Annotated in this window: 23 protein-coding genes; 14 read left to right on the top strand and 9 right to left on the bottom strand. The window is 72.9% G+C overall.

What is annotated here, in order from left to right; all coding sequences use genetic code 11:
- Positions 1-34 precede the first annotated feature (34 nt).
- From Ae717Ps2_RS13330 to mshC, 3 genes are all read left to right on the top strand, one after another.
- Positions 35-1,027, top strand: coding sequence for a bile acid:sodium symporter family protein (locus Ae717Ps2_RS13330; RefSeq protein WP_075306268.1), 993 nt, complete (start codon positions 35-37; stop codon positions 1,025-1,027).
- On the top strand, positions 1,024-1,203 hold the full coding sequence (locus tag Ae717Ps2_RS13325) for a hypothetical protein (RefSeq protein ID WP_020626491.1): 180 nt from the start codon (positions 1,024-1,026) through the stop codon (positions 1,201-1,203). Before Ae717Ps2_RS13330 ends, Ae717Ps2_RS13325 begins: the two co-directional genes overlap by 4 nt.
- Before the next feature lie 87 nt (positions 1,204-1,290).
- Positions 1,291-2,529, top strand: a complete 1,239-nt coding sequence (gene mshC / locus Ae717Ps2_RS13320; RefSeq protein WP_075306272.1) for a cysteine--1-D-myo-inosityl 2-amino-2-deoxy-alpha-D-glucopyranoside ligase — start codon at positions 1,291-1,293, stop codon at positions 2,527-2,529.
- 147 nt (positions 2,530-2,676) lie between these two features.
- On the opposite strand, the gene Ae717Ps2_RS13315 is transcribed toward mshC, so the two are convergent.
- Both Ae717Ps2_RS13315 and Ae717Ps2_RS13310 read right to left on the bottom strand, forming a co-directional pair.
- Positions 2,677-3,807, bottom strand: coding sequence for an MFS transporter (locus tag Ae717Ps2_RS13315; RefSeq protein ID WP_233147544.1), 1,131 nt, complete (start codon positions 3,805-3,807; stop codon positions 2,677-2,679).
- Between the two features lie 8 nt (positions 3,808-3,815).
- Positions 3,816-4,706 carry a PAC2 family protein gene (locus tag Ae717Ps2_RS13310; protein ID WP_020625551.1) on the bottom strand — a complete coding sequence of 297 codons (891 nt, stop codon included), beginning with the start codon at positions 4,704-4,706 and terminating at the stop codon, positions 3,816-3,818.
- Positions 4,707-4,805: 99 nt separating this feature from the next.
- Here Ae717Ps2_RS13310 and metH point away from each other — a divergent pair, with 99 nt between their 5' ends.
- The 4 genes from metH (at position 4,806) to hisG (ending at position 10,568) form a co-directional block, all read left to right on the top strand.
- Entirely contained in the window at positions 4,806-8,498 is a 3,693-nt protein-coding gene (gene metH / locus Ae717Ps2_RS13305; protein ID WP_075333452.1) for a methionine synthase, read from the top strand.
- A complete protein-coding gene (locus tag Ae717Ps2_RS13300; protein ID WP_075333451.1) occupies positions 8,491-9,192 on the top strand; it encodes an HAD family phosphatase in 702 nt (233 codons plus the stop codon). Before metH ends, Ae717Ps2_RS13300 begins: the two co-directional genes overlap by 8 nt.
- A gap of 165 nt (positions 9,193-9,357) precedes the next feature.
- Positions 9,358-9,621, top strand: coding sequence for a phosphoribosyl-ATP diphosphatase (locus Ae717Ps2_RS13295; protein ID WP_075333450.1), 264 nt, complete (start codon positions 9,358-9,360; stop codon positions 9,619-9,621).
- A gap of 56 nt (positions 9,622-9,677) precedes the next feature.
- Positions 9,678-10,568: an ATP phosphoribosyltransferase gene (hisG, locus tag Ae717Ps2_RS13290; RefSeq protein ID WP_075333449.1), complete on the top strand. Its 891-nt coding sequence runs from the start codon at positions 9,678-9,680 to the stop codon at positions 10,566-10,568.
- Positions 10,569-10,667: 99 nt separating this feature from the next.
- On the opposite strand, the gene Ae717Ps2_RS13285 is transcribed toward hisG, so the two are convergent.
- Complete coding sequence (locus Ae717Ps2_RS13285) at positions 10,668-11,513, bottom strand: thioesterase family protein (protein ID WP_083702360.1); 846 nt, start codon at positions 11,511-11,513, stop codon at positions 10,668-10,670.
- Between the two features lie 7 nt (positions 11,514-11,520).
- Positions 11,521-12,447: a PD-(D/E)XK nuclease family protein gene (locus tag Ae717Ps2_RS13280; protein ID WP_083702359.1), complete on the bottom strand. Its 927-nt coding sequence runs from the start codon at positions 12,445-12,447 to the stop codon at positions 11,521-11,523.
- 101 nt (positions 12,448-12,548) lie between these two features.
- Here Ae717Ps2_RS13280 and Ae717Ps2_RS13275 point away from each other — a divergent pair, with 101 nt between their 5' ends.
- The 4 genes from Ae717Ps2_RS13275 to Ae717Ps2_RS13265 all read left to right on the top strand — a co-directional run bounded on the left by Ae717Ps2_RS13275 (position 12,549) and on the right by Ae717Ps2_RS13265 (position 16,360).
- Positions 12,549-13,556, top strand: coding sequence for a tRNA (adenine-N1)-methyltransferase (locus tag Ae717Ps2_RS13275; RefSeq protein ID WP_083702358.1), 1,008 nt, complete (start codon positions 12,549-12,551; stop codon positions 13,554-13,556).
- A gap of 226 nt (positions 13,557-13,782) precedes the next feature.
- A complete protein-coding gene (gene arc, locus Ae717Ps2_RS13270) occupies positions 13,783-15,603 on the top strand; it encodes a proteasome ATPase (protein ID WP_075306283.1) in 1,821 nt (606 codons plus the stop codon).
- Positions 15,604-15,760: 157 nt separating this feature from the next.
- Positions 15,761-15,907, top strand: coding sequence for a hypothetical protein (locus tag Ae717Ps2_RS38240; protein WP_020624749.1), 147 nt, complete (start codon positions 15,761-15,763; stop codon positions 15,905-15,907).
- 54 nt (positions 15,908-15,961) lie between these two features.
- Positions 15,962-16,360: a VOC family protein gene (locus tag Ae717Ps2_RS13265; protein WP_075306285.1), complete on the top strand. Its 399-nt coding sequence runs from the start codon at positions 15,962-15,964 to the stop codon at positions 16,358-16,360.
- Between the two features lie 18 nt (positions 16,361-16,378).
- On the opposite strand, the gene Ae717Ps2_RS13260 is transcribed toward Ae717Ps2_RS13265, so the two are convergent.
- The 3 genes from Ae717Ps2_RS13260 to Ae717Ps2_RS13250 are packed head-to-tail and all read right to left on the bottom strand — an operon-like array spanning position 16,379 to position 19,298.
- A complete protein-coding gene (locus tag Ae717Ps2_RS13260) occupies positions 16,379-16,699 on the bottom strand; it encodes a hypothetical protein (RefSeq protein WP_043279251.1) in 321 nt (106 codons plus the stop codon).
- Positions 16,686-17,987 carry an acyclic terpene utilization AtuA family protein gene (locus Ae717Ps2_RS13255; protein WP_075306287.1) on the bottom strand — a complete coding sequence of 434 codons (1,302 nt, stop codon included), beginning with the start codon at positions 17,985-17,987 and terminating at the stop codon, positions 16,686-16,688. Before Ae717Ps2_RS13255 ends, Ae717Ps2_RS13260 begins: the two co-directional genes overlap by 14 nt.
- A 9-nt stretch (positions 17,988-17,996) precedes the next feature.
- A complete protein-coding gene (locus Ae717Ps2_RS13250; RefSeq protein WP_075306289.1) occupies positions 17,997-19,298 on the bottom strand; it encodes a CitMHS family transporter in 1,302 nt (433 codons plus the stop codon).
- Positions 19,299-19,408: 110 nt separating this feature from the next.
- Between Ae717Ps2_RS13250 and Ae717Ps2_RS13245 the strand changes: the two genes are divergently transcribed.
- Complete coding sequence (locus Ae717Ps2_RS13245) at positions 19,409-20,368, top strand: LysR family transcriptional regulator (RefSeq protein ID WP_075333448.1); 960 nt, start codon at positions 19,409-19,411, stop codon at positions 20,366-20,368.
- Here Ae717Ps2_RS13245 and Ae717Ps2_RS13240 read toward each other — a convergent pair.
- Both Ae717Ps2_RS13240 and Ae717Ps2_RS13235 read right to left on the bottom strand, forming a co-directional pair.
- The gene (locus Ae717Ps2_RS13240; protein WP_198932179.1) at positions 20,365-21,129 is read right to left on the bottom strand and encodes a helix-turn-helix domain-containing protein; all 765 of its coding nucleotides are present in this window, start codon (positions 21,127-21,129) and stop codon (positions 20,365-20,367) included. The two genes, Ae717Ps2_RS13245 and Ae717Ps2_RS13240, sit on opposite strands and share 4 nt — an antisense overlap.
- Before the next feature lie 75 nt (positions 21,130-21,204).
- Positions 21,205-21,765 (bottom strand): YceI family protein, encoded by a 561-nt coding sequence (locus Ae717Ps2_RS13235; protein ID WP_075333447.1) that lies wholly within the window; start codon positions 21,763-21,765, stop codon positions 21,205-21,207.
- A gap of 90 nt (positions 21,766-21,855) precedes the next feature.
- On the opposite strand from Ae717Ps2_RS13235, the gene Ae717Ps2_RS13230 reads away from it, so the two are divergent.
- The gene (locus Ae717Ps2_RS13230; protein WP_020626582.1) at positions 21,856-22,374 is read left to right on the top strand and encodes a MarR family winged helix-turn-helix transcriptional regulator; all 519 of its coding nucleotides are present in this window, start codon (positions 21,856-21,858) and stop codon (positions 22,372-22,374) included.
- Between the two features lie 9 nt (positions 22,375-22,383).
- Positions 22,384-23,787, top strand: coding sequence for a dihydrolipoyl dehydrogenase (gene lpdA / locus Ae717Ps2_RS13225; RefSeq protein WP_075306293.1), 1,404 nt, complete (start codon positions 22,384-22,386; stop codon positions 23,785-23,787).
- Positions 23,788-23,817 lie beyond the last annotated feature (30 nt).

The following is a 23,817-nucleotide window of genomic DNA, read 5'->3' as shown; positions in this document are numbered from 1 at the left end:
TTCCCGATCGGGACCCGGCTTGCAGGATGGAACCATGCGTGTCCGTCCCGACCCCTTCCTCGTGCTGCTCCTCGTGACGGTCGGTGTCGCGTCGCTGGTCCCCGCGCGCGGCGCGGCGGTCGGGGTGGTCGACGTCGCCGTCACCGCGGCGATCGCGCTGCTGTTCTTCCTCTACGGCGCCCGCCTCTCTGCCGCCGAGGCACTGGGCGGGCTGCGGAACTGGCGGCTGCACGGCACCGTCCTGGCGGCCACGTTCGTCCTGTTCCCGCTGCTCGGGCTGTCGGTGCTGCTGCTGCCGGAGTGGCTGCTGCCCGCGCCGCTCGCCGCCGGGGTCGTGTTCCTGTGCTGCCTGCCCTCGACCGTGCAGTCCTCCATCGCCTTCACCGGCGTCGCCCGCGGCAACGTGCCCGCCGCGATCGTCGCGGCGTCGGTGTCGAACGTGCTCGGCGTGGTCCTCACCCCGGTGCTGGCCGCACTGCTGCTGGCGACCAGCGGCGGCTTCGACGCGTCGAGCTTCGGCGACATCGCGCTGCGCCTGCTGGTGCCCTTCCTCGCCGGGCAGGCCGCACGGCCGCTGATCGGCCGGTTCGTCGCCCGGCACCGGACGCGGCTGGCGCTGGTCGACCGCGGATCGATCCTGCTGGTCGTCTACGCCGCGTTCAGCGAGGGCGTCGTGGCGGGGATCTGGGGACGGCTCACCCCGGTCTCGCTGCTCGTGCTGCTCGGGATCTGCCTGGTGCTGCTCGCCCTGGTGCTCGCCGCGACCGCGTACGGGTCCCGCGCGCTCGGGTTCGACGACGCCGACCGCATCGCGATCGTGTTCTGCGGGTCGAAGAAGTCGCTGGCCAGCGGACTGCCGATCGCCGGCGTGCTGTTCGGTGGCCCCGCCGGGGCACTGGTCGTCCTGCCGCTCATGCTGTTCCACCAGATCCAGCTGATGGCCTGCGCGGTGATCGCCGAGCGGGTCGGCCGGCGTCGCGCGGCCCTCGACACCGAGCGGGCCGCCGAGGCAGCATCGCAGGCGTGACGCCGTCCGCCTGCCGCCTCTGCGGCGCCCCCGGCCCCGACGACGCCGGGGTCGCCGCCGTCGCGGGCTGGGTGACCGACCGCGACGAACGCGGCCGGGACGGGCGGCTCTGCCCGGCCTGTGCCCGCCGCCACGTCCGCGACATCGAGTCCAAGCTCGACCACCGGTGGTGGTGACCGGCGCCAGGGCCTCGCCGGAATCTGCGACGGGCACCGCGCGTTCGCATGCGTGACCGCTTCCGAGAGCTAGGTAGGTTTGACCGCATGGAGACCTGGGCCCCGACCGACGTCCCGGCACTGGAGGGCAGCGGCCCGCCGCTGCGCCTGCACGACACCGCCACCGGCCGGGTCCGGCCCACGGCGCCCGGCCCGGTCGCGACGATGTACGTCTGCGGGATCACCCCCTACGACGCGACCCACCTCGGCCACGCCGCCACCTACCTGACGTTCGACCTGGTCAACCGCTACTGGCGCGACCTCGGACACGACGTGCACTACGTCCAGAACGTCACCGACATCGACGAGCCGCTGCTGGAGCGCGCCGAGCGCGACCAGGACGACTGGATCGTGCTGGGCCTGCGCGAGACCGCACTGTTCCGCGAGGACATGAAGGCCCTACGGGTGCTGCCGCCGCGGGAGTTCGTCGGCGCGGTCGAGGCGATCCCCGAGATCGCCGAGCTGGTCGAGAAGCTCGTCGCCTCCGGCGCGGCCTACCGGATCGACGACCCGGAGTACCCCGACGTCTACCACGACGTGTCCGCCACCGGGCACTTCGGCTACGAGTCGAACTACGACCTCGACACCATGCTGGCCTTCTCGGCCGAGCGCGGCGGCGATCCGGACCGGCCGGGCAAGCGCAACCGGCTCGACCCGCTGCTGTGGCGCACCGCGCGCCCCGGTGAGCCGGCCTGGGACTCGGGTCTCGGTCGCGGTCGTCCCGGCTGGCACGTGGAGTGCGCCGCGATCTCGCTGAACCGGCTCGGCCCGCAGATCGACCTCAACGGCGGCGGCTCGGACCTGATCTTCCCGCACCACGAGTGCGGTGCCCTGCACGCCGAGTCGCTCACCGGTGAGCACCCGTTCGCCCGGCACTACGTGCACACCGGCATGATCGGCCTCGACGGCGAGAAGATGTCGAAGTCCAAGGGCAACCTGGTCTTCGTCTCGAAGCTGCGCAACGCCCGCGTCGACCCGAACGTCATCCGGGTCGCCCTGCTCGACGGGCACTACCGCACCGACCGGGCCTGGACCGACGAGGTACACGCGACCGGCGACCGGCGGGTGGCCCGCTGGCGCGAGGCCGTGGGGCTCGACGCCGGGCCGGACGCGACCGAGCTGGTCGCCAAGGTGCGAACCCATCTCGCCGACGACCTCGACACCCCTGGTGCGCTCGCCGCCGTCGACGCCTGGGCCGAGGAGGCGCTGACCCGCCGCGGCACCGACACCGCGGCCCCGCAGCAGGTGCGCACCGCGCTGGACGCGCTTCTCGGGGTGCAGCTGTAGATCGGCTGTAGAGCAGATGAGGACCGCGCGGCCCGCGCCGCACTGAGCGCAGGTGCGGCGCCGCCGGTGGTGCCGGAGGCCACCCACGCCCGCACCCCGGAACGGGTCTACCTCGACGACCTGCGGGCGCACGCCGTCGGGCGGGCCTCAGACGCGGCGCGCCCGGTCGACCGCGAGGACGGCCGGCGCGCCCGCCGCGAGCAGCGCCGCCGGCGCGAGGAACGCCACCAGCGGGTCCGCGTGGTACACCGGCGTCAGCGCCACCGGCGACGCCGCCGTCCCGGCGAAACGGACCGCCTGCACCACCGACACCGCCCCGCCCCCGCCGCCCCCGGCCGGACCGAGGACCAGCGCGTTCACCCCGACCAGGACGAGCTGGCTGCACACCCCGCCGACCGCCCACAGCGCGACGACCACCCCGAGCCACGGGACCAGCCCGATCGCCGCGACGAGCACGCCGCCGACGACCGACCCGGCCAGTACGCAGCGCCGCGCCCCGAACCGGTCCACCGCCCCGCCGATCACCCGCGCGGTCAGGATCCCGGCGACCCCCAGCGCGGTCAGCACCAGCCCGCGCGGCCCCGAGCCGAGCCCGAAGACCTCCTCCAGCCGCAGCGCGAGCAGGAAGTTCAGCCCGGCCAGGCAGCCCCAGCCGATCCCGGCGACCAGCCCGAGCCGCAGCACCGGGCCGGTCCAGGCCGCCCGCAGCCGTGGCCGGGGGTCGCCGTCGGACGGCGCCCCGCCGCCGGGGATGCCGATCACCGCCAGCACCAGGGCCACTCCCGCGGCGCCCCAGAACGCCCACCGCCAGTCCACCTCCGCGGCCAGCCCGCCGACCAGCGGCGCCGAGGTCTGTCCGGCCGCCTGCAGCGACCCGAACCAGCCCAGCACCCGGCCGAGGCGGTCCGGCTCCACCGCGGCGGCCAGCGCCGCCAGCAGCAGGGGAGTGGTGAAGGCGTTCGCGACGCCCTGCAGTGCCCGCCCCGCCAGGAACAGCGGCCAGGACACCGCCAGCACGCAGACCAGCGAGGCGACGACGTAGAGCGCGTACCCGGCGACGACGGTGCGCCCCCGCCCCCACCGGTCGCCGAGGGTGCCCGAGACGAGCATGACCCCGGCGAACGGCAGCAGGTACGCGGTGATCGAGACCGACGCGGTCGCCGTCGGGACGCCGAACTCGGTACCCAGCTCGGGCAGCATCGCCGCGGTCATCCCGCCGCCGAACGGGCCGAGGAACGCCCCGGCGAACAGCGCCCCCCGGCGCAGGGCGGTGACCACCGGGCGGGTCAGGAGTTGGGGCCGCGGCGGCGCAGGTAGCGCTCGAAGTCCGCCGCGATCGAGTCCCCGGAGGTCTCGCGCAGCTCGGTGCGGGCCTCCTCGTCGTCGGACTCCGAGGCCTGCTCCTCCAGCTGGCGGACGTACTCGCGGACCTCGTCGTCGGCGTCGGCCATCTCCGAGACGGTCCGCTCCCACTCCTCGGCCTTCTCCGGCAGCACCCCGAGCGGCACCTCGACGTCGAGGGACTCCTCGATCCGGTGCAGCAGCGCGACCGCGGCCTTGGGGACCTGGGCCTGCGAGACGTAGTGCGGCACCTCGGCCCAGTAGGAGACGGCCGGGATGCCGGCCTGCACGCAGGCCTGCTGGAAGACCGCGACGATCCCGGTCGGGCCCTCGTAGTTCGACGGCTCGGTGCCCATCGCCTTCTGCGACTCCGCGTCCCAGGATGTGCCGTTCACCGGCGTCGGCCGGGTGTGCGGGACCTCGGTGAGCAGGGCCCCCAAGGTGATGACCTTCGTCACGCCGAGACGCTCCGCGTGACCCACGAGCTCGGCGCAGAACGTCTTCCAGCGCAGGTTCGGCTCGATCCCGTTGACCAGGACGACATGGCGGTCGGTGCCCGGCAGCGTCGCCCAGGACAGCCGGGTGGTCTGCCACTCGATCCGTCGGGTGACACCGTCGGCGAGCTTGACGTGCGGACGCGTGACCTGGAAGTCGTAGTACTCCTCTGGATCGATCGAGGTCAGAGGCTTCGCGTCCCAGCTGAGCTCGAGGTGCTCCAGCGCGGTGCTCGCGGCCTCACCGGCGTCGTTCCATCCCTCGAACGCGGCGATGAGGACCGGATCGACCAGGTGCGGAGTGCTGTCGCCACCCGTGATGCTCGGCTCTCGGTCGGTCATCTCCCCAGCCTACGACCCCGCGGGCGCGGGGCCTGGTCGCTACCCCTCCAGCAGGTACCCTGGGGGATCGTGTCATCTACGACGGGAGCGGATCACTCGGTGGGCACCTCGGCGCACGACAGCACCCTCCGCCCGGTCGACCCCGAACGGGTCCGGCGGGCTGCGCAGCGTACCGAGCAGCTGACGGAGCTCCTCGGCCGTCGCATCGCGGTGATCGACGGCGCCTGGGGCACCGTCATCCAGGGCCTCGGCCTGACCCCGGAGGACTACTCCGCGGACTGGCTGAAGGGCCACCCCAAGGACACCAACGGCGACCCGGACCTGCTCAACCTCACCCGTCCGGACCTGATCCTCCAGGCGCACCGCAACTACTTCGACGCGGGCGCCGACCTGACGACGACCAACACCTTCACCGCGACCACGATCGGCCAGGCGGACTACGGCCTGGAGTCGAAGGTCGACCAGATGAACGTGGCCGCGGCGCGACTGGCCCGCGAGGCCGCCGACGAGGCCGAGAAGGCCACCGGCGAGCCGAAGTGGGTGGCCGGCTCGATCGGTCCGCTGAACGTCACGCTGTCGCTGTCGCCGAAGGTCGAGGACCCCGCCTACCGCGCGGTGTCCTACGAGCAGGTCTACGACTCCTACGCCCAGCAGATCGCCGCGCTCGACTCCGGCGGCGTCGACATCCTGCTGATCGAGACCATCTTCGACACGCTGAACTCGAAGGCCGCGCTGCAGGCCGCGCACGACGTCGCCCCGCACCTGCCGGTGTGGATCTCGGTGACCATCGTCGACCGCTCCGGGCGCACGCTGTCCGGGCAGACCGTCGACGCGTTCTGGACCTCGGTGCGCCACGCCGCGCCGCTCGTCGTCGGGCTGAACTGCGCGCTGGGCGCCGACGAGATGCGCCCGCACGCCGTCGCGCTCGCCGAGATCAGCGACGCGTTCGTCGCCACCTACCCCAACGCGGGCCTGCCGAACGCCTTCGGCGGCTACGACGAGACCCCCGAGCAGACCGCGGACTACCTCAAGGAGTTCGCCGAGTCCGGGCTGGTCAACATCGTCGGCGGCTGCTGCGGCACCGGCCCGGAGCACATCCGGCACATCGCCGACCGGGTCAAGGGGCTGCCGCCGCGGGTCCCGGCCGAGCCGCCGCAGCGCACCCGCTTCTCCGGTCTGGAGCGCTTCGAGATCGGCCCCGACACCGGCTTCGTGATGATCGGTGAGCGCACCAACGTCACCGGGTCCAAGCGGTTCCGCAGGCTCATCGAGTCGAAGGACTACAACGGCGCGCTGGACGTCGCGCTGGACATGGTCCGCGGCGGCGCGAACATGCTCGACGTCAACATGGACGCCGACCTGCTCGAGTCCGCCGACGAGATGCGCACCTTCCTCAACCTGCTGGCCACCGAGCCCGAGGTCGCCCGGCTGCCGATCATGATCGACAGCTCGCGGTGGTCGGTGATCGAGGCCGGCCTGCAGTGCGTGCAGGGCAAGGGCGTCGTCAACTCGATCAGCCTCAAGGAGGGCGAGGAGCCCTTCCTGGAGCAGGCCCGCAAGGTCAAGGCCTACGGCGCGGGCGTCGTCGTCATGGCCTTCGACGAGGACGGCCAGGCCGACACCGCCGACCGCAAGGTCGAGATCTGCGGACGCGCCTACGACCTGCTCGTCGAGAAGGCCGGGCTCGACCCGCACGACATCATCTTCGACCCGAACATCCTTGCCGTCGCCACCGGCATGGAGGAGCACAACGACTACGCGAAGGCCTTCATCGAGGCCTGCCCCCGGATCAAGGAGCGCTGCCCCGGCGCCCACATCTCCGGTGGTGTCTCGAACCTGTCCTTCGCCTTCCGCGGCAACAACGTCGTCCGCGAGGCCATGGACTCGGCCTTCCTGTTCCACGCCATCAAGGCCGGCCTGGACATGGGCATCGTCAACGCCGGCCAGCTCGCGGTCTACCAGGACATCCCCGCCGACCTGCTCGAGATGGTCGAGGACGTCCTGTTCAACCGTCGGCCCGACGCCACCGACCGGCTCGTGGAGAACGCCGACCGGTTCAAGGGCGAGGGCACCCAGCGCAAGGTCGATCTGACCTGGCGGGAGAACGACGTCCGCGCCCGCCTGGAGCACGCCCTCGTGCACGGCATCGTCGACTTCGTCGAGGCCGACACCGAGGAGGCCAGGGCGCAGGCCGCCCGGCCGCTCGACGTCATCGAGGGCCCGCTGATGGACGGCATGAAGGTCGTCGGCGACCTGTTCGGCGACGGCAAGATGTTCCTGCCTCAGGTCGTGAAGTCCGCCCGCGTGATGAAGCGCGCCGTCGCCTACCTCGAGCCCTTCATGGAGAAGGAGAAGGAGGAGGCCAAGGCCCGCGGTGAGATCGACACCCGTGGCAACGGCAAGGTCGTCATGGCCACGGTCAAGGGCGACGTGCACGACATCGGCAAGAACATCGTCGGCGTCGTGCTGGGCTGCAACAGCTACGAGGTCATCGACCTCGGTGTGATGGTGCCCGCCCAGACCATCCTCGACACCGCCGTCGCCGAGGGTGCCGACGTCGTCGGGCTGTCCGGCCTGATCACCCCCTCGCTCGACGAGATGGTCAACGTTGCCACCGAGATGGAGCGGCGCGGCCTGAAGCTGCCGCTGCTCATCGGCGGCGCCACCACCTCCCGCCAGCACACCGCGGTGAAGATCGCCCCGCAGTACCAGGGCACCGTGCTGCACGTCCTGGACGCCTCCCGGGTCGTCGGGGTCGTGTCCGACCTGCTCGACGACGACCGCGCCGAGGCCCTGTCCGCGCGCAACGACGACGACCAGCAGCGGCTGCGCGAGCAGCACGAGGGACGGCAGGCCAAGCCCCTGCTGCCCTTCGCCGACGCCGTCGCCAACCGCGAGGTCGTCGACTTCGGCGAGCTGCCCGTCCCGGAGTTCACCGGGGTCCGGCCCTGCGAGCCGACGATCGCCGAGCTCCGTGAGCTGATCGACTGGCAGTTCCTGTTCCTGGCCTGGGAGCTGAAGGGCAAGTTCCCGCAGATCCTGAACTCCCCGGTCGCGAAGGAGCTCTACGACGACGCCAACGCGATGCTCGACCAGATCATCGCCGAGGACCGGTTCACCGCCCGCGGCGTCTACGGCTTCTGGCCGGCCCACGCCGAGGGCGAGGACATCGTGATCTCGCCCGACGGCGGCGACGTGCGGCTGCCGATGCTGCGCCAGCAGACCGTCAAGCCACAGGGGCGGGCCAACCGGAGCCTCGTGGACTACGTGGCGCCCGAGGGGGACCACCTCGGCGCGTTCGCGGTGTCCATCCACGGCGCCGAGGACATGGCGGCCGAGTTCGAGGCCGCGCTCGACGACTACAAGGCCATCATGGTGAAGGCGCTGGCCGACCGGCTCGCGGAGGCCTTCGCCGAGTACGCCCACCGGCAGGCCCGTCGCGAGTGGTTCGAGCCCGACGCGAACCAGGCCGTCGAGGACCTGCACGCCGAGCGGTTCCGGGGCATCCGGCCCGCGTTCGGCTACCCGGCCTGCCCGGACCACACGCTCAAGCGGCCGCTGTTCGACCTGCTGGGCGCGGAGGAGACCGGCGTGGGGCTCACCGAGTCCTTCGCCATGACCCCGGCGGCCGCGGTCAGCGGCATGATGTTCGCCCACCCGGAGTCGCGGTACTTCACCGTCGGCCGGATCGGGCCCGACCAGGTCGCCGACTACGCCGGCCGGCTCGGCGTGGACGTCGCCGTCGTCGAGAAGTGGCTGCGCCCGAACCTGGGCTACACCCCCGATGCCTGAGCCGACGACGATCCGGCCCGCGGGCGTGCTGCTGGACATGGACGGCACCCTGATCGACTCGGAGAAGGTGTGGGAGGTCGCGCTCAACGACCTCATGAAGCACCTCGGCGCCCCCGAGCTGAGCCTCGGGGCCCGGCTGGAGTCCGTCGGCGGTTCGCTGGACTCGTCGCTGCGGATCTGCTTCCGGGAGGCCGGACGCGACCCGGACACCGTGCCCGCCGACGAGTACCGCGAGACCGGCGAGTGGCTCTACGACCGCGCCGGGGAGCTGTTCACCCACGGTGTGCCGTGGCGGCCGGGCGCCCGGGAGCTGCTCACCGCGCTGCGCGAGGCGGACATCCCGGCCGTGCTCGTCACCAACACCATCCGGGTGCTGGCGGAGCGGGCGCTGGAGACGCTGGGCCGGGAGCACTTCGTCGCCGTCGTGCCCGGCGACGAGGTGCGCGAGCCCAAGCCGCAGCCCGAGCCCTACCGGCGCGGCGCCGAGCTGATCGGGGTCGACCCCGGCGACTGCGTCGCGGTGGAGGACTCGCCGACGGGTGTGCTCTCGGCGGAGCGGGCCGGCTGCGCGGTGCTGGTGGTGCCCTGCGAGCTCGACGTGCCGGCCGGACCGCGCCGGGTGCTGCGCGAGACCCTCGCCGGGGTCGGCCCGGCCGAGCTCGGGGCGGTCCTCGCGGAGGTCCGGGCCCGCTGAACGGCGCAGGCACCGGCGTGAGCGGGCCGTTCGCGGCGATGAACGGCACCGCACCCGGGGGTTGCTCACTCCGGGTGAACCACCCGGCGCGGTCCGTTGCCCACACGGCTTACCGCCCCGGATGCGCCCGGCATGCGGCACAGGTCACCGTTCACACTGGTACCCGTGAAGACTTTCGACGACTTGTTCGCCGAGCTGGCGGCCAAGGCCCGGGACCGGCCGGCCGGCTCGGGGACCGTCGCCGCGCTCGACGCCGGGGTGCACGCCCAGGGCAAGAAGGTGCTCGAGGAGGCCGGTGAGGTCTGGATCGCCGCCGAGTACCGGGGTGACGACGAGCTGGCGGAGGAGATCTCGCAGCTGCTGTACCGGCTGCAGGTGATCATGCTTCAGCGGGGGCTCACCATCGAGGACGTGTACAAGCATCTGTAGGCCGACCCGGCCCACCGACACCACCACCACCGATGACGACCGTCAGGAGAGCGGAAATGTTCCGCGTGGCACTGCCGAACAAGGGCACCCTGGCCGAGCCCGCCGCGACGATGATGCGCGAGGCCGGGTACCGCCAGCGGACCGACTCGCGCGACCTCAGCGTGGTCGACGAGGAGAACGAGATCGAGTTCTTCTACCTGCGGCCCAAGGACATCGCGACCTACGTCGGCAAGGGTGACCTGCACCTGGGCGTCACCGGCTTCGACCTCATGGAGGAGTCGGGCAGCCAGACCCAGGAGATCATCCCGCTCGGCTTCGGCAGGTCGCGGTTCCACTTCGCCGCCCCGGCCGACGCCGACTGGAAGATCGAGGACCTCGACGGCCGCAAGATCGCGACGTCCTACCCCCGCCTGGTCCGCTCCTACCTGTCGGGCAAGCGGATCGGCGCCGAGATAGTGAAGCTCGACGGCGCGGTGGAGATCTCCATCCAGCTCGGTCTGGCCGACGCGATCGCCGACGTCGTGTCCTCCGGCCGCACGCTGCGCCAGCACGGTCTGCAGATCATCGGCGAGGCCATCGCCACCTCGCAGGCCACGCTCATCGAGCGGGAGAAGCGGCACGACCGCGCCGAGGACGCCGAGACCACCCGTCTGAAGAAGGTCTTCGCCGACCGGCTGCAGGGCGTCGTCGTGGCCCGCGAGTACCTGATGATGGACTTCGACTGCCCGGAAGGGCTGCTCGAGGCGGTGGAGAAGGTCGCGCCGGGCCTGCAGGCGCCGACGGTCTCGCCGCTGTCGAAGAAGGGCTGGGTCGCGGTCCGCACGATGGTGCGCACCAAGGACACCAACCGCGTGATGGACAAGCTCGCCGACATCGGCGCCACCGCGATCCTCACCTCGGAGATCCGGTCCTGCCGCGCGATGACGGTCAACGGCCACGGCCACTGAGCACGTCCCCGTCCGACGTCCGTTCCCCCCGCGGCGGCCCGCCCCCGGTGACTCCGGTGGGCGGGCCGCCGTCGTGTTGCCGGGATCTCCGGCGGGCCGCTAGCGGGCCCGGACGGTCAGCGCCTGGGCGCTCCGACCGGTGTGCCCGTCGTCGTCGAACAGGGTGGCCGAGCAGGTGCCCAGCCCGTCCGGCCCGACGACGGTCGCGGCGTCCACGCCGATCCACTCGCCGGTCGGGGCCCGGTGCAGGTGCACCGTCAGGTCGGTGTTGACGAACAGCCAGCGGGCCGCGTCCAGCGGTGCGGCGAGCCCGTTCGCGCAGTCCGCGGCGACCATCAGCCGCTGTGCCGGGCTCGGCTCCTCGCCCTCGACGAGCGGGACCCGCATCCGGATCCAGCCCCGTCCCGGGCCCTCGGTGCCGAGGCGGCCGCCGTCGAGCCAGGCCCACTCGACCGCGTCGAGGAACCCGGGCAGCCAGCCGTCCGGCCGCTCGGTCCGCACGACGGCGGTGTCCCGGCCGGGCAGCGGCGCTGTCTGCCCGACCGCGACGGCGGCGGTGTCGGAGGCGGCGAGCCGCCAGGCCCGCGCCCGGAGCACGTCGCGGTCGCCGGCGCGCATCGTCGCCGACAGCAGCTCGATCGTCCGCCCGGGCCGCTCGACGCCCGCGGTCACCGTGACAGGCCCGGCGGGCACCGCCCCGAGCACCTCGACGGTGACGCGGGCGATCCGCCAGTCGTCCCCGGCGCCGCCGGGCCGGGACGCGGGCAGCCGTTCGAGCGCACGGACGAGCAGCCCCGAGGGCGGTCCCATGTGCTGGGCGTCGGCGAACCAGGGGCCGGTGGTCGACGGGGTCGCCTCGAACGCGGCGTGGGTGACGCCGTCGGCGGAGTGCTCGCCGCGGGGCAGGTAGAACGGGCCGGGCGGGATCGGGGGCGGTGCGCTCACCCGTCGATCATGCCCCGCCGCCCGGCCAGCCGGGGTACGGCGGGGGAGTGCCGCCCCAGGCGGGGCAGCGGGCCTGGTGGTCGCAGGTGCGGCGGGCCGGGCCGGGGCGGGGCCGGAAGTCCCCGGTGGGGGCGGCGAGCCGGATGGCGGTCCACACCGCGTCGAGCAGGCGTCCGAACCGGGTGAGCTCCTCGGCGTCGGGCCGGTAGGTCAGGGCGGTGCCGTCGGCCAGGTAGAGCAGGCGCAGCTCGTCGGGGACGCGGCCGTGGGTCAGCAGGACCGCCAGCGCGTAGAACTTGAGCTGGAACAGCACGCCGGACTCGTAGCCCTCCCCGGGCGTCGCGCCGGTCTTGTAGTCGACGACCCGCAGGCCGTCGGGGCCGTCGTCGAGCCGGTCCAGGATGCCGCGCAGCGGTACCGGGGCCGCGCCGTCCGCGCCGTCCGCCCCGTCGAGGGTCGCCTCGATGCGGGCCTCCACCGCCGTCGCGGTGACGCCGGCCGGGTCCTCCAGCGCGAAGTAGCGGTCCAGCAGTGCCGAGGCCGAGTCCAGCCAGAGCGCGAGCTGCGGGTCCTCCGGGCCGGTGAACAGCGCCGTCACGGCGGGATCGGCCGCGGCGAGGTCGTCCCAGCAGGGGCCGAGCAGCTCCCGGGCCGCGCGTGGGGTCCGGTCGGCCGGCTCCCGGGCGAACAGCTGCTCCAGCACGGCGTGCACCAGGGTGCCGCGGACCTGCGCCCGCGACGGCGGCTCCGGCAGCCGGTCGACCGCGCGGAACCGGTAGAGCAGCGGGCAGCGGCGGAAGTCCGCCGCCCGCGACGGCGACAGCGCGGGCGGGCGCGGTGGCGCCGCGACGATCGGGCGGACGGCCGGGGTGACGACCTCGGGGCCCGCCTCGTCCGGGAAGGGGCCGGACTCGTCGGAGGGGGCTGCGGTCATGGCGGCAGGCTAGCCGCGACCCCCGACGGTTCCGGGCTGCCCGGTGCTGCCCTGTGCCCCGGCGTCGGGGCCGGGGGTGCGCGCGGATAGCGTCGTCGTCCGTGCACGACGCCCCGACGCCCGACGCGCCGACCGAGTCCGCGCCCCTCGACTCCCCTCACACCGAGTCCCACACCGAGGAATCCGTCGACGCGGAGCTCGTCGCCCCCCGGCCCGTCGACGCCGAGCCCGCCGCCGGGCCGGCCACCGACGAGCCCGCCGACGAGCCGGCCACCTGGGTCCCCCCGCGCCGCGGCGGGCCGTTCCGCGAGGGCGACCGGGTGCAGCTCACCGACCCCAAGGGGCGCCACTACACCGTCGTCCTGCAGGCGGGCGGGTCGTACCACACCCACCGCGGCCAGATCGACCACGACGACATCATCGGCTCGCCCGAGGGCGGGCTCGTGCACTCGGCGGCCAACACGCCGTACCTGACCCTGCGCCCCCGCCTGGCCGACTACGTGCTGTCGATGCCCCGCGGCGCCCAGGTGATCTACCCGAAGGACTCGGCACAGATCCTGATGTGGGGCGACGTGTTCCCTGGCGCCCGGGTGCTGGAGGCCGGCGCGGGGTCCGGCGCGCTGACCTGCTCGCTGCTGCAGGCCGTCGGGCCGACCGGGAAGGTGATCTCCTACGAGGTCCGCGAGGACCACGCCCCGCACGCGGTCACCAACGTCGAGACCTTCTTCGGGCAGCGGCCCCCGCACTGGGAGCTGACCGTCGGCGACGTCCGGGACCACCGCGGCGAGGTCGACCGGGTCGTGCTGGACATGCTTTCCCCGTGGGACGTGCTCGACACCGTCCGCGACTGCCTGGTCCCGGGCGGGATCCTCGTCGGCTACGTCGCGACCACCACCCAGCTGTCCGTGCTCACCGAGGCGCTGCGCGAGATGCAGTGCTGGACCGAGCCCGAGTCGTGGGAGGCGATGGTCCGCCCCTGGCACGTGGTCGGTCTCGCCGTCCGTCCGGAGCACCGGATGATCGCCCACACGGCCTTCCTGCTGACCACCCGGCGGCTCGCCGACGGCGTCACACCGCCCCGGCAGCAGCGGCGGCCGACCGGCCGCTGACCTGGGCGTTGTGTCCGGTTTCGGTCGGATGGTGACCGCGACGCGCCCGAACGCGGAACGAGAACGTTACGAACTACCCTCCGTGTGGACGTGGCGGTGACGCCCGCGAAGCCGCAGAGTGACCACATGGTGCCGACCGGCTGAGGCCCGGATCACCGGTTCGACGCACCGTCGCGGTCACCCGTCACGGGTACCGTGGTGAGACGGAACACGGAGGGAGGCTGCCGTGAACCACCCCTACGACGACGGTCCCGGCAACCAGGGTTTCCAGTCTGACCGCGACCTCAGCCCCGCTGAGGCCGCCGAGCACATCCGTCACCTCGAGCACGAGATCTCCACACTGCGTCAACGGCTGACCGAGACGCCCCGGCACGCCCGAGTGCTGGAACAACGTCTCGCCGAGACCACGAGCCGGCTGTCCGCGCTCAACGCTCGGAACGAGAAGCTGACCGAGACCCTCAAGGAGGCCCGCGGCCAGCTGGTCGCGCTCCGCGAGGAGGTCGACCGGCTCGCGCAGCCGCCGTCCGGCTACGGGGTCTTCCTCGGCCGGTACGACGACGACACGGTCGACGTCTTCACCTCCGGCCGCCGGATGCGGGTTCCCGTGTCCCCGGCGGTCGAGGGCGAGACGCTGCGCAGCGGCCAGTCCGTCCGGCTCAACGAAGCACTCACCGTGGTCGAGGCCATGGGCTTCGAGCAGGTCGGTGACCTCTACTCGCTGCGGGAGATCATCTCCCGTCCGGGGGAGGACGGGTCGGCCGGTCGCGGTCTGGTCGTCGGCCACTCCGACGAGGAGCGCGTCGTCTGGCTGGCGGCGCCGCTGTTCGAGCTCGGGCAGGAGGAGGGCACCAGCCCGCTCAAGTCCGGTGACTCGGTCATGGTCGACTCGCGGGCGGGCTACGCCTACGAACGGGTCGCCAAGGCCGAGGTCGAGGACCTCGTGCTGGAGGAGGTCCCGGACATCGCCTACTCCGACATCGGTGGCCTGACCCGGCAGATCGAGCAGATCCAGGACGCGGTCGAGCTGCCGTTCCTGCACACCGAGCTCTTCACCCAGTACGAGCTGCGTCCGCCCAAGGGCGTGCTGCTCTACGGGCCGCCCGGCTGCGGGAAGACGCTCATCGCGAAGGCCGTCGCGAACTCGCTGGCGAAGAAGATCGCCAAGCAGCGGGGCGACGACCCGGACGAGGGCCGCGCGTTCTTCCTCAACATCAAGGGCCCCGAGCTGCTCAACAAGTTCGTCGGTGAGACCGAGCGGCACATCCGTTTGATCTTCCAGCGCGCGCGGGAGAAGGCGAGCGCCGGCACCCCGGTGATCGTGTTCTTCGACGAGATGGACTCGATCTTCCGGACCCGTGGGTCGGGTGTGTCCTCCGACGTGGAGACGACGATCGTCCCCCAGCTCCTCGCCGAGATCGACGGCGTCGAGGGCCTGGAGAACGTCATCGTCATCGGCGCCTCGAACCGCGAGGACATGATCGACCCGGCCATCCTGCGCCCGGGCCGGCTCGACGTGAAGATCAAGATCGAGCGTCCGGACGCCGAGGGCGCGATCGACATCTTCTCGAAGTACATCACCGACACCCTGCCGATCCACGAGGACGACCTGGCCGAGTTCGGCGGGGACCGGAGCGCCTGCACCTCCGCGATGATCCAGCGGATCGTCGAGCGGATGTACGACGAGTCCGAGGAGAACCGGTTCCTGGAGGTCACCTACGCCAACGGTGACAAGGAGACGCTCTACTTCAAGGACTTCAACTCCGGCGCGATGATCCAGAACATCGTCGACCGCGGGAAGAAGTCCGCGATCAAGGCGGTGCTCGAGTCCGGCCAGCCGGGCCTGCGGGTCCAGCACCTGCTGGACGCGATCGTCGACGAGTTCGCCGAGAACGAGGACCTCCCGAACACGACCAACCCCGACGACTGGGCGCGGATCTCGGGCAAGAAGGGGGAGCGGATCGTCTACATCCGCACCCTGGTCACCGGCAAGAACGACGCCACCGGCCGCGCGATCGACACCGCGTCGAACACCGGCCAGTACCTGTAGGCACGCTCTGCTCGCACGGGCCCCGCCGCATCCCGCGGCGGGGCCCGTCGTGCGTCCGGCGGCGGTGCCCCGGAGGAGTGAGGGCCGGACGAAACGGGCATCCTGTGCAGGGAGCCGTGCACGTCCGTGTCGCGGCCCGCACCACGGAGGACCACACATGGCCGGCATCATCGGGCGGATCACCGCATTCCTGAAGAGCCCGCAGGGACGTCGCTACACCGACCAGGCCAAGCGGATGGCGAGTGATCCGCGCAACCGGCAGAAGGCGCAGGACATGCTGCGGCGCTTCCGCGGCAAGCGCTGACCCCTGTCCGATCCGTTCACGACGCCGGGCCGCCCGCGGCCTAGCGTCGTGGGCATGGACACCTCGATCGGCGCCGAGCTCGACATGATCGGCATCGTGGTCACCGACATGACCCGTTCGCTCGCCTTCTACCGCTTGCTGGGGCTGGAGTTCCCCGAGGGCTCCGACACCGAGACGCACGTGGAGACCACCCTGCGCGGCGGCCTGCGGCTGGCCCTGGACCTGCAGTCGGCGGTGGAAGGCTTCCACCCGGGCGCCGCGCCGGTCGGCAACGGCCGGGTCACGCTGGCGTTCCGGGTGCCCAGCGCCGCGGCCGTCGACGAGGCCTGGGGCCGGGTCACGGCGGCCGGGCACACCTCGGTGCTGGACCCGTTCGACGCCCCGTGGGGCCAGCGTTACGCGACCGTCGCCGACCCCGACGGGTCGTCGCTGGACCTGTTCGCCTGGGCCTGACCGACCCGGGCGAGCAGGTCACCGTGAGCCGGGCGGCAGGGGGAGCTCCAGTGCGAGCAGCCGCGACGAGAGCGACTTGCCGTGCGTGTCGAGCTGGGTCGACACGGTGACCCCGCCGCCGTGGATCCCGGTGCAGACGAACTGCAGACAGCTCACCCGGGGCAGCTCGTAGCGGGTGACCTCGCCGCCGACCCAGCGGCTCAGGCCCGTCCGGACCAGCTGCGGGGTGAGCACGGCGACGAGCAGCGGGTAGGTCGCGTCGTCGTGCGGGACCACCGTCAGCGTCGCCACCGTCCCCTTGTCGCCCGCGCGACAGTGCGCGATCTCATGCAGCAGCACGGCCGGCCCCCAGGACGGTGACCCGCGGGACGACGGCCGCACGGGGGACGAGGGTGGACAGCACTCCGACGACCTCGTCGAGCCGGGTGCGCACGCCGCCCCCGCCCGCCGGGCCGTTGGTGTAGAGCGCCTCGACCTCGTGGGCGAGGACGTCGAGCAGGCCCGGGTCGCGGTGCAGCGCCGCGACCCGCAGCCGGGCGTCGGTGTCGCCGCCGCGGACCTCGATCCGGGGAGCGACGGCGAGCCCGCGGACCCGCTCGGCGACCACGTCGGCGGCCAGCCGGGCCCGGGCGGCGGCGTTCGGGCCCACGTAGGAGATCCCGGCCTCGACGCGGTGCCCGGCCCGGTAGCCGACGCTGACCTTCAGCTCGTCCGGGCGGGCGCGGCCGGTGGCGCCGGAGACGCGGACCCGGTCCGGGCCGTCGTGGTCCACGGAGACGCCACGCAGGTCCAGGACGACGTCGGGGGTGCGGTACCCGGTCGGGTCGGTCACCTCGTAGAGCAGCTGCTCGCGCACCGTGTGCCGGTCGAGGCGGCCGCCGGTGCCGTCGAGCTTGCCGTAGCGGGCACTCCCGTCCGCGGCGACGTCGGCGAACGGGAACCCGAGCTCGGCCAGCCGGGGGACGTCGAGGTGCCCGGGGTCGGCGGCGTACCCGCCGGTCAGCTGACCGGCGCACTCCAGCAGGTGGCCCACCAGGGTGCCCGCGGCGGCCCGGTCCGGGCGGTCGAGGTCCCAGCCGAGCCGGTGCGCCAGCGGCGCGAGGAACAGCGACGGGTCCGCCACCCGCCCGGTGACGACCACCGCGGCCCCGGTGTCCAGCGCGGGCGCGATCGCGTCGGCGCCGAGATAGGCGTTGGCCGACACCAGCTCCCCGTGCTCGCCCAGCGGGACACCGTCCTCGGCCGCGGGTGCCGCCGGGTCGACCACGTCGAGCACGTCGTCGCCGGTCACGACGGCCACCGGGGCCACCGACCCGAGACCGTCGAGGTGCTCGCGGACGATGCGACCGGCCGCGGGAGGGTTCGCCGCGCCCATGTTGGTGAGCAGCCGGACCCCACCCACCAGCAGGTCCGGCAACAGCGCCGTCAGCCGCTGTCCGAGCCGTGGGTCGTACCCGGTCGCCGGGTCGGCGAGACGCCGGAGGTGGCCGAGCGCGATGGTGCGCTCGGCCAGGCACTCCAGGACGAGGTCGTCCAGCCCGCCGCGGCGGACCAGGTCGACGGCAGGCTCGATCCGGTCGCCGGCGAAGCCGGCACCGCTGCCGATCCGGGTGGTCGTCCGGGTCATCGGGTCTCCTCAGAGGCTCAGGGCGCCGGTGAGCAGCGCGACGACGGTCATGACGGCGGTGGTGCCGAACGCCCACCCGAACACGAACCGCTGGTGGCGGCCCAGCTCGACGGCGGTGAGCCCCAGCAGGATGAAGGTGGAGGCGGTGAGCGGGCTGAGCGGGAACCCGGTGGTCATCTGGCCCAGGATCGCGGCCCGGGCGACCTCCGCGGGGTCGCCGCCCAGCGCCGCCGAGGTCTCCGCCAGCACCGGCAGGACACCGAAGTAGTAGGCGTCCGGGGTGAACACCAGGCTGAGCGGCATCGAGGTCAGCGCCACCGCCACCGGCAGCGCTCCGCCCGCGCCGTCGGGGACGAGCCCGACCAGCGACTGCGCCATCGCGGTGATCATCCCGGTGCCGCCGAGGACACCGGTGAACACACCCGCCGCGAAGATCATCGCGGTCACCAGCACGACGTTGTGACCGTGCTTCTCGAACAGCGCGCGCTGGCCGTCCCAGGTGGGCCGGTTGACCAGCAGCGCGACGACGAAGGCGCAGAGGAACACCACCGGCAGGTCGGCCAGCTGCAGGAGCAGGACCACCACCAGGGCCAGGGTCAGCACGACGTTGACCACGAACCTGACCCGGTCGGCCCGCGACCACACGGCGGGCGCTCCGGCGGCCCCGGGCGCGTCGGCGGGCTCGGGCAGCTCGACGACGCCGAGCCGGGCCCGCTCGCGGCGGCCGATGACCCAGGCCGCGAACAGCACCCAGACGATGCCGGCGGTCATGGCGGGCAGCAGCGGCACGAACACGTCGGAGGCGGTGAGGTCGAGGGCGGCCATCGCCCGCGCCGTCGGGCCACCCCAGGGGATCATGTTCATCACCCCGGCGCCGAGGCACACCAACGCCGCCAGGACGATCCGCCGCATGCCGAGCCGGTCGTAGAGCGGCAGCATGGCGCTCACCATGATCAGGAAGGTGGAGGCGCCGTCGCCGTCGAGGGCGACGAGTACCGTCAGCGCGGCCGTACCGACGCAGATCTTCAGCGGGTCCCCGCCCGCCCACCGGACCACCCGGCGGATCGCCGGGTCGAACAGCCCGGTGTCGAGCATCAGGCTGAAGTACAGGATCGCGAAGGTGATCATGATGGCGACGGGCGCGACGGTCTCCAGGCCGGTCGCGACGTACTCGCCCAGCCCGCCGCCCAGCCCGGCGACGACGGCGGCGGCCGCGGGCACGACGGTCAGCGCCAGGAGCACCGACACCCGCCCGGACAGCACGGCCGCCAGGAACACGGCGATGGTCAGGAATCCGATCGCGGCGAGCATCGTCGACCTCCTCGTCGGCGGGGCGGACCGGCGTCGGCCCGGGGGAACGGTGCGCGCGCGGACCTATGATCGTCAAAGACCGAATCCGGATGGACTGATGCGGTGGGCACATGGATCTGACGTTGCAGCAGCTCAGGGCCGTCGTCGCGGTACACGAGGCGGGTGGGTTCACCGCGGCCTCGGCCGTGCTGCGGACCGCGCAGCCGTCGTTGAGCCGCACGGTGGCCGACGTGGAGCGGCTCCTCGGGGCGCGGCTGTTCGAGCGGACCACCCGGCGGCTGGAGCCGACGCCGGTGGGGGAGACCGTCGTGGCGGCCGCTCGCCGGGCGCTGGACGGTGTCGCGACCGAGCTGCGCCACGTCGAACACGTCCTGGACGGGCGGGCGGGCACCGTGCGGATCGCGACGCTGCCCTCGCTGGCCGCGATCCTGCTCCCCGGGGTGGTGTCGGCGTTCCGGCGGGAGCGGCCGGGTGTGCGCCCGGAGATCTCCGACGCCCTGGCCGACGAGGTGACCGCACGGGTGCGCTCGGGGCGTGCCGACCTCGCCGTCACCGTGGTGCACGGCCGTGTCCCCGACGACCTCGTGGTCACCCCGGTGGCCGCCGACAGGTTCTGCGCTCTGGTGCCTCCCACCCATCCGCTCGCCGGGCGCAGCACGCTGCGCTGGGCCGAGCTCGACGGCGTCGAGTTCGTCGACTTCGACTCCTCCACGAGCATCCGCCAGCACGTGGACCGCGCCCTGGACGAGTCTGGATGCCGGCCCGGCCGTGGCCTGGCGGCCCGCAACATCGCCGCGGTGGCGGGTCTCGTCGCCGCCGGCCTCGGTGCGACGGCGGTCCCGGGGCTGGTCGTGCCGCTCACCGGTTTCGCCGGGCTGACCGCGGTCCCGCTGACCGACCCGGTCGTACGACGGCGGATCGCGCTGGTCCTGCCGCGGGGACGGCAGCCGGTCCCGGCCGCCGCCGCCTTCGCCGGGCTGCTCACCGGCTCCGTGCGGCGTCCGTCGCTGCCGGCGCACGCCCGGTGGGCGCCACCGGACGGGGCGTCCGGCGCGGGCGACGGGAGCTAGCGGATGTCGGCGGCGTCGGCGGCGGGGACGGCCCGCAGTGAGCCCGGCGACACCCCGGCCAGGGCGCGGACCTCGCGGGACAGGTGGGGCTGGTCGGCGTAGCCGGTGCGGGCGGCGACCTCGGCCGGGGCGACGCCGTCGTAGAGCAGGGCGGCCGCGGCCCGGAAGCGCAGCACCCGCCGCGCGACGGCCGGTCCGTAGCCGAGGGTGGCGACGCAGCGCCGGTGCAGCGTGCGGCCGGTGACGCCGAGCCGGTCGGCCAGCTCGGCGGCGGGCACACCCCCGGCCAGGGCGCGCAGCGCGGCGTGCGGCAGCGGAGCGGGCGTCGGACGGTCCGCGGCGGCGATACGCAGGGCGAGTGCCAGCCGGGTGAGCCACACGACGTCGCCGCTGCCCGTGTCGCCGGGGTCGCCGGTCCCGGGGGCGGCGGGTCGGAGCAGCCTGCGCCGTCCGGGGTCGAGCACCTCGGAGAGGGGGACGCGGCGGTCGCGCAGCGCGTCCGCCGGGACGCCCAGCAGCTCCGGGAGGGCGCCGGGACGGAACCGCAGGCCGGTGGTCACCCCGCCCGCCGGCGAGGTGGCGAGGTGCGCGGTGGTGTCCGGTCCGGCGACGACGAGGTCACCACCGGACAGGAGCAGGTCCATGCAGCCGTCGGGCAGCACTCGCTGGGTGTGCGGCTCGGCACCCGAGCGCGCCTGCCAGGCCACCTCGACGACGGCGCGCAGCGGTCCGGTCGGGGGCGTCTCGGCGTAGCTGCGCACCGCGCCAGCCTACGGACGCGGCACGGCCCCGGTACCGGCGTCGCCGGTCCGGGGCCGTGGCCGCGTGTGCGGAGATCAGGAGGCGCGCAGGACCGCCTCGATCTCCAGCTCGACGCTGACCTTGTCGCCGACCACGACGCCGCCGCCGTCCATCGGCATCTCGATGTCGACGCCGAACTCCGAGCGCTTGATGGTGGTGGTCGCGGTGAAGCCGGCGCGGGTGCCGCCGTAGGCGTCCGGGCCGAAGCCGTTGACATCGAGGGCGAACTCGACGGGGCGGGTGACGCCCTTGATGGTCAGGTCGCCGGCGAGGACGTAGTCGTCGCCGCCCTTCGCGACGAGGCCGGTGGAGCGGAAGGTCCACTCCGGGTACTTCTCCACGTCGAAGAAGTCGGCGGAGCGGATGTGGCCGTCGCGCTGCTCCTGGCCGGTCGTGATCGAGGTGGCGTCCACGGTCGCGGTCACACTGGAGTCCTGGAGGCGCTCGGCGGTGACGAGCTCGCCGGTCACGCCGGTGAAGCGGCCCCGGACCTTGCTGACCATCATGTGACGGACGGAGAAGGAGACGTCGGAGTGCGCAGCGTCGATGTCCCAGGTGCCGACGACGTAGCCGGGGATGGCGGTGGCGGTGGTCATGATCTCTCCCGGAGAACTAGTTGAACTCTCACTTGTTGAGAGCGATACTAGAACTAACGGATCGCACGTCAAGATGTTTCGGAGGGTGCTGTGGGTCACACACGCTGGCTCGACGACGAGGAGCAGCGCACCTGGCGCGCCTTCCTGGCCGCGCAGCGGCTGGTCTCGGAGAAGGTCGAGCGACGGCTGCAGTCCGGGGCCGGGATGCCCCAGGCCTACTACGAGATCCTGGTCCGGCTGTCCGAGGCGCCGGAGCGGACCCTGCGGATGAGCGTCCTCGCGGACTCCGCGCTGTCCTCACGCAGCCGGGTGTCGCACGCGGTGGCCCGGATGGAGGAGGCGGGCTGGATCGAACGGCGGTCGTGCCCCACCGACCGGCGTGGCCAGCTGGCCCATCTGACCGACCGCGGCTTCGAGGTCCTGGCCGGCGCCGCACCGGACCACGTCGAGAGCGTCCGCGAGGCGGTGTTCGACGGCCTGACCCCTGCTCAGCAGGCCGGGCTGCGCGAGGCCTGCGAGGCCGTCGTCGCCCACCTGTCCGGTGGCGGGGAGTGGCCGGTGACCCGGGACTCGGGACCGGACGGCCCGAGCCCGGCTCAGGCGTCCTAGGCTGGGCACATGCCTCATTTCGACGTCGTCGTACTCGGAGCCGGACCCGGTGGATACGTGGCGGCCATCCGTGCCGCCCAGCTCGGCCGCAGTGTGGCGGTGATCGAGGAGAAGTACTGGGGCGGTGTCTGTCTCAACGTGGGCTGCATCCCGTCCAAGGCGCTGCTGCGCAACGCCGAGATCGCCCACATCGTCACCAAGGAGCAGAAGACCTTCGGCCTGTCCGGTGAGGTGTCGCTCGACTTCGGCGCCGCCTTCGACCGCAGCCGTTCGGTCGCGGACGGGCGCGTCAAGGGCGTGCACTTCCTGATGAAGAAGAACAAGATCACCGAGTTCGACGGGTTCGGTCGGTTCACCAAGCCGGGCGAGATCGAGGTCGAGCTGTCGAAGGGCGGCAACGAGACCGTCACCTACGACGACGTGATCATCGCGGCGGGCTCCACGGTCAAGCTGCTGCCGGGCACCGAGTTGTCCGAGCGCGTCGTCACCTACGAGGAGCAGATCCTCACCCGTGAGCTGCCGGAGAGCGTGATCATCGCCGGCGCCGGTGCGATCGGCGTCGAGTTCGCGTTCGTGCTGGCCAACTACGGCGTCGACGTCACCATCGTGGAGTACCTGGACCGGTTGCTCCCGCTCGAGGACGCGGACGTGTCCAAGGAGCTGGCCAAGGCCTACAAGAAGCTCGGCGTCACGGTGCGGACCTCCACCAAGGTCGAGTCCATCACCGACGACGGCAAGGGCGTCACCGTCTCGGTCTCCTCGTCCAAGGGCAGCGAGGAGCTGCGCGCGGACAAGGTCGTGCAGGCCATCGGCTTCGCGCCCCGGGTCGACGGCTACGGCCTGGACAAGCTCGGCGTGAACCTCACCGAGCGCGGCGCGATCGAGATCGACGACTACATGCGCACCAGCGTGGAGCACGTCTACGCGATCGGTGACGTCACCGCGAAGCTCATGCTCGCCCACGTCGCCGAGGCGCAGGGCATCGTCGCCGCCGAGACCCTGGCGGGCGCCGAGACCCAGGAGCTGAACTACAAGATGATGCCGCGCGCGACCTTCTGCAACCCGCAGGTCGCGTCGTTCGGCTACACCGAGGCCGAGGCCCGGCAGCTGGCCGACGAGAAGGGCTGGAAGGTCAACACCGCGACCTTCCCGTTCACCGCGAACGGCAAGGCGCACGGCCTGGCCGAGCCCGCAGGCTTCGTGAAGCTGATCGCCGACGACACCTACGGCGAGCTGCTCGGCGGGCACATCATCGGCGCCGAGGCGACCGAGCTGCTGCCCGAGCTGACCCTGGCTCAGAAGTGGGACCTGACCGTCCACGAGATGGCGCGCAACGTGCACGCGCACCCGACCCTGTCGGAGTGCCTGCAGGAGGCGATCCACGGCCTGGCCGGCCACATGATCAACTTCTGACGACGGCCGCGACGGGCCCGCATCCCCACC

It is taken from the genome of Pseudonocardia sp. Ae717_Ps2 (assembly GCF_001932475.1).
Taxonomy (GTDB): domain Bacteria; phylum Actinomycetota; class Actinomycetes; order Mycobacteriales; family Pseudonocardiaceae; genus Pseudonocardia.
This window is presented reverse-complemented; position numbering and strand designations above follow the sequence as displayed.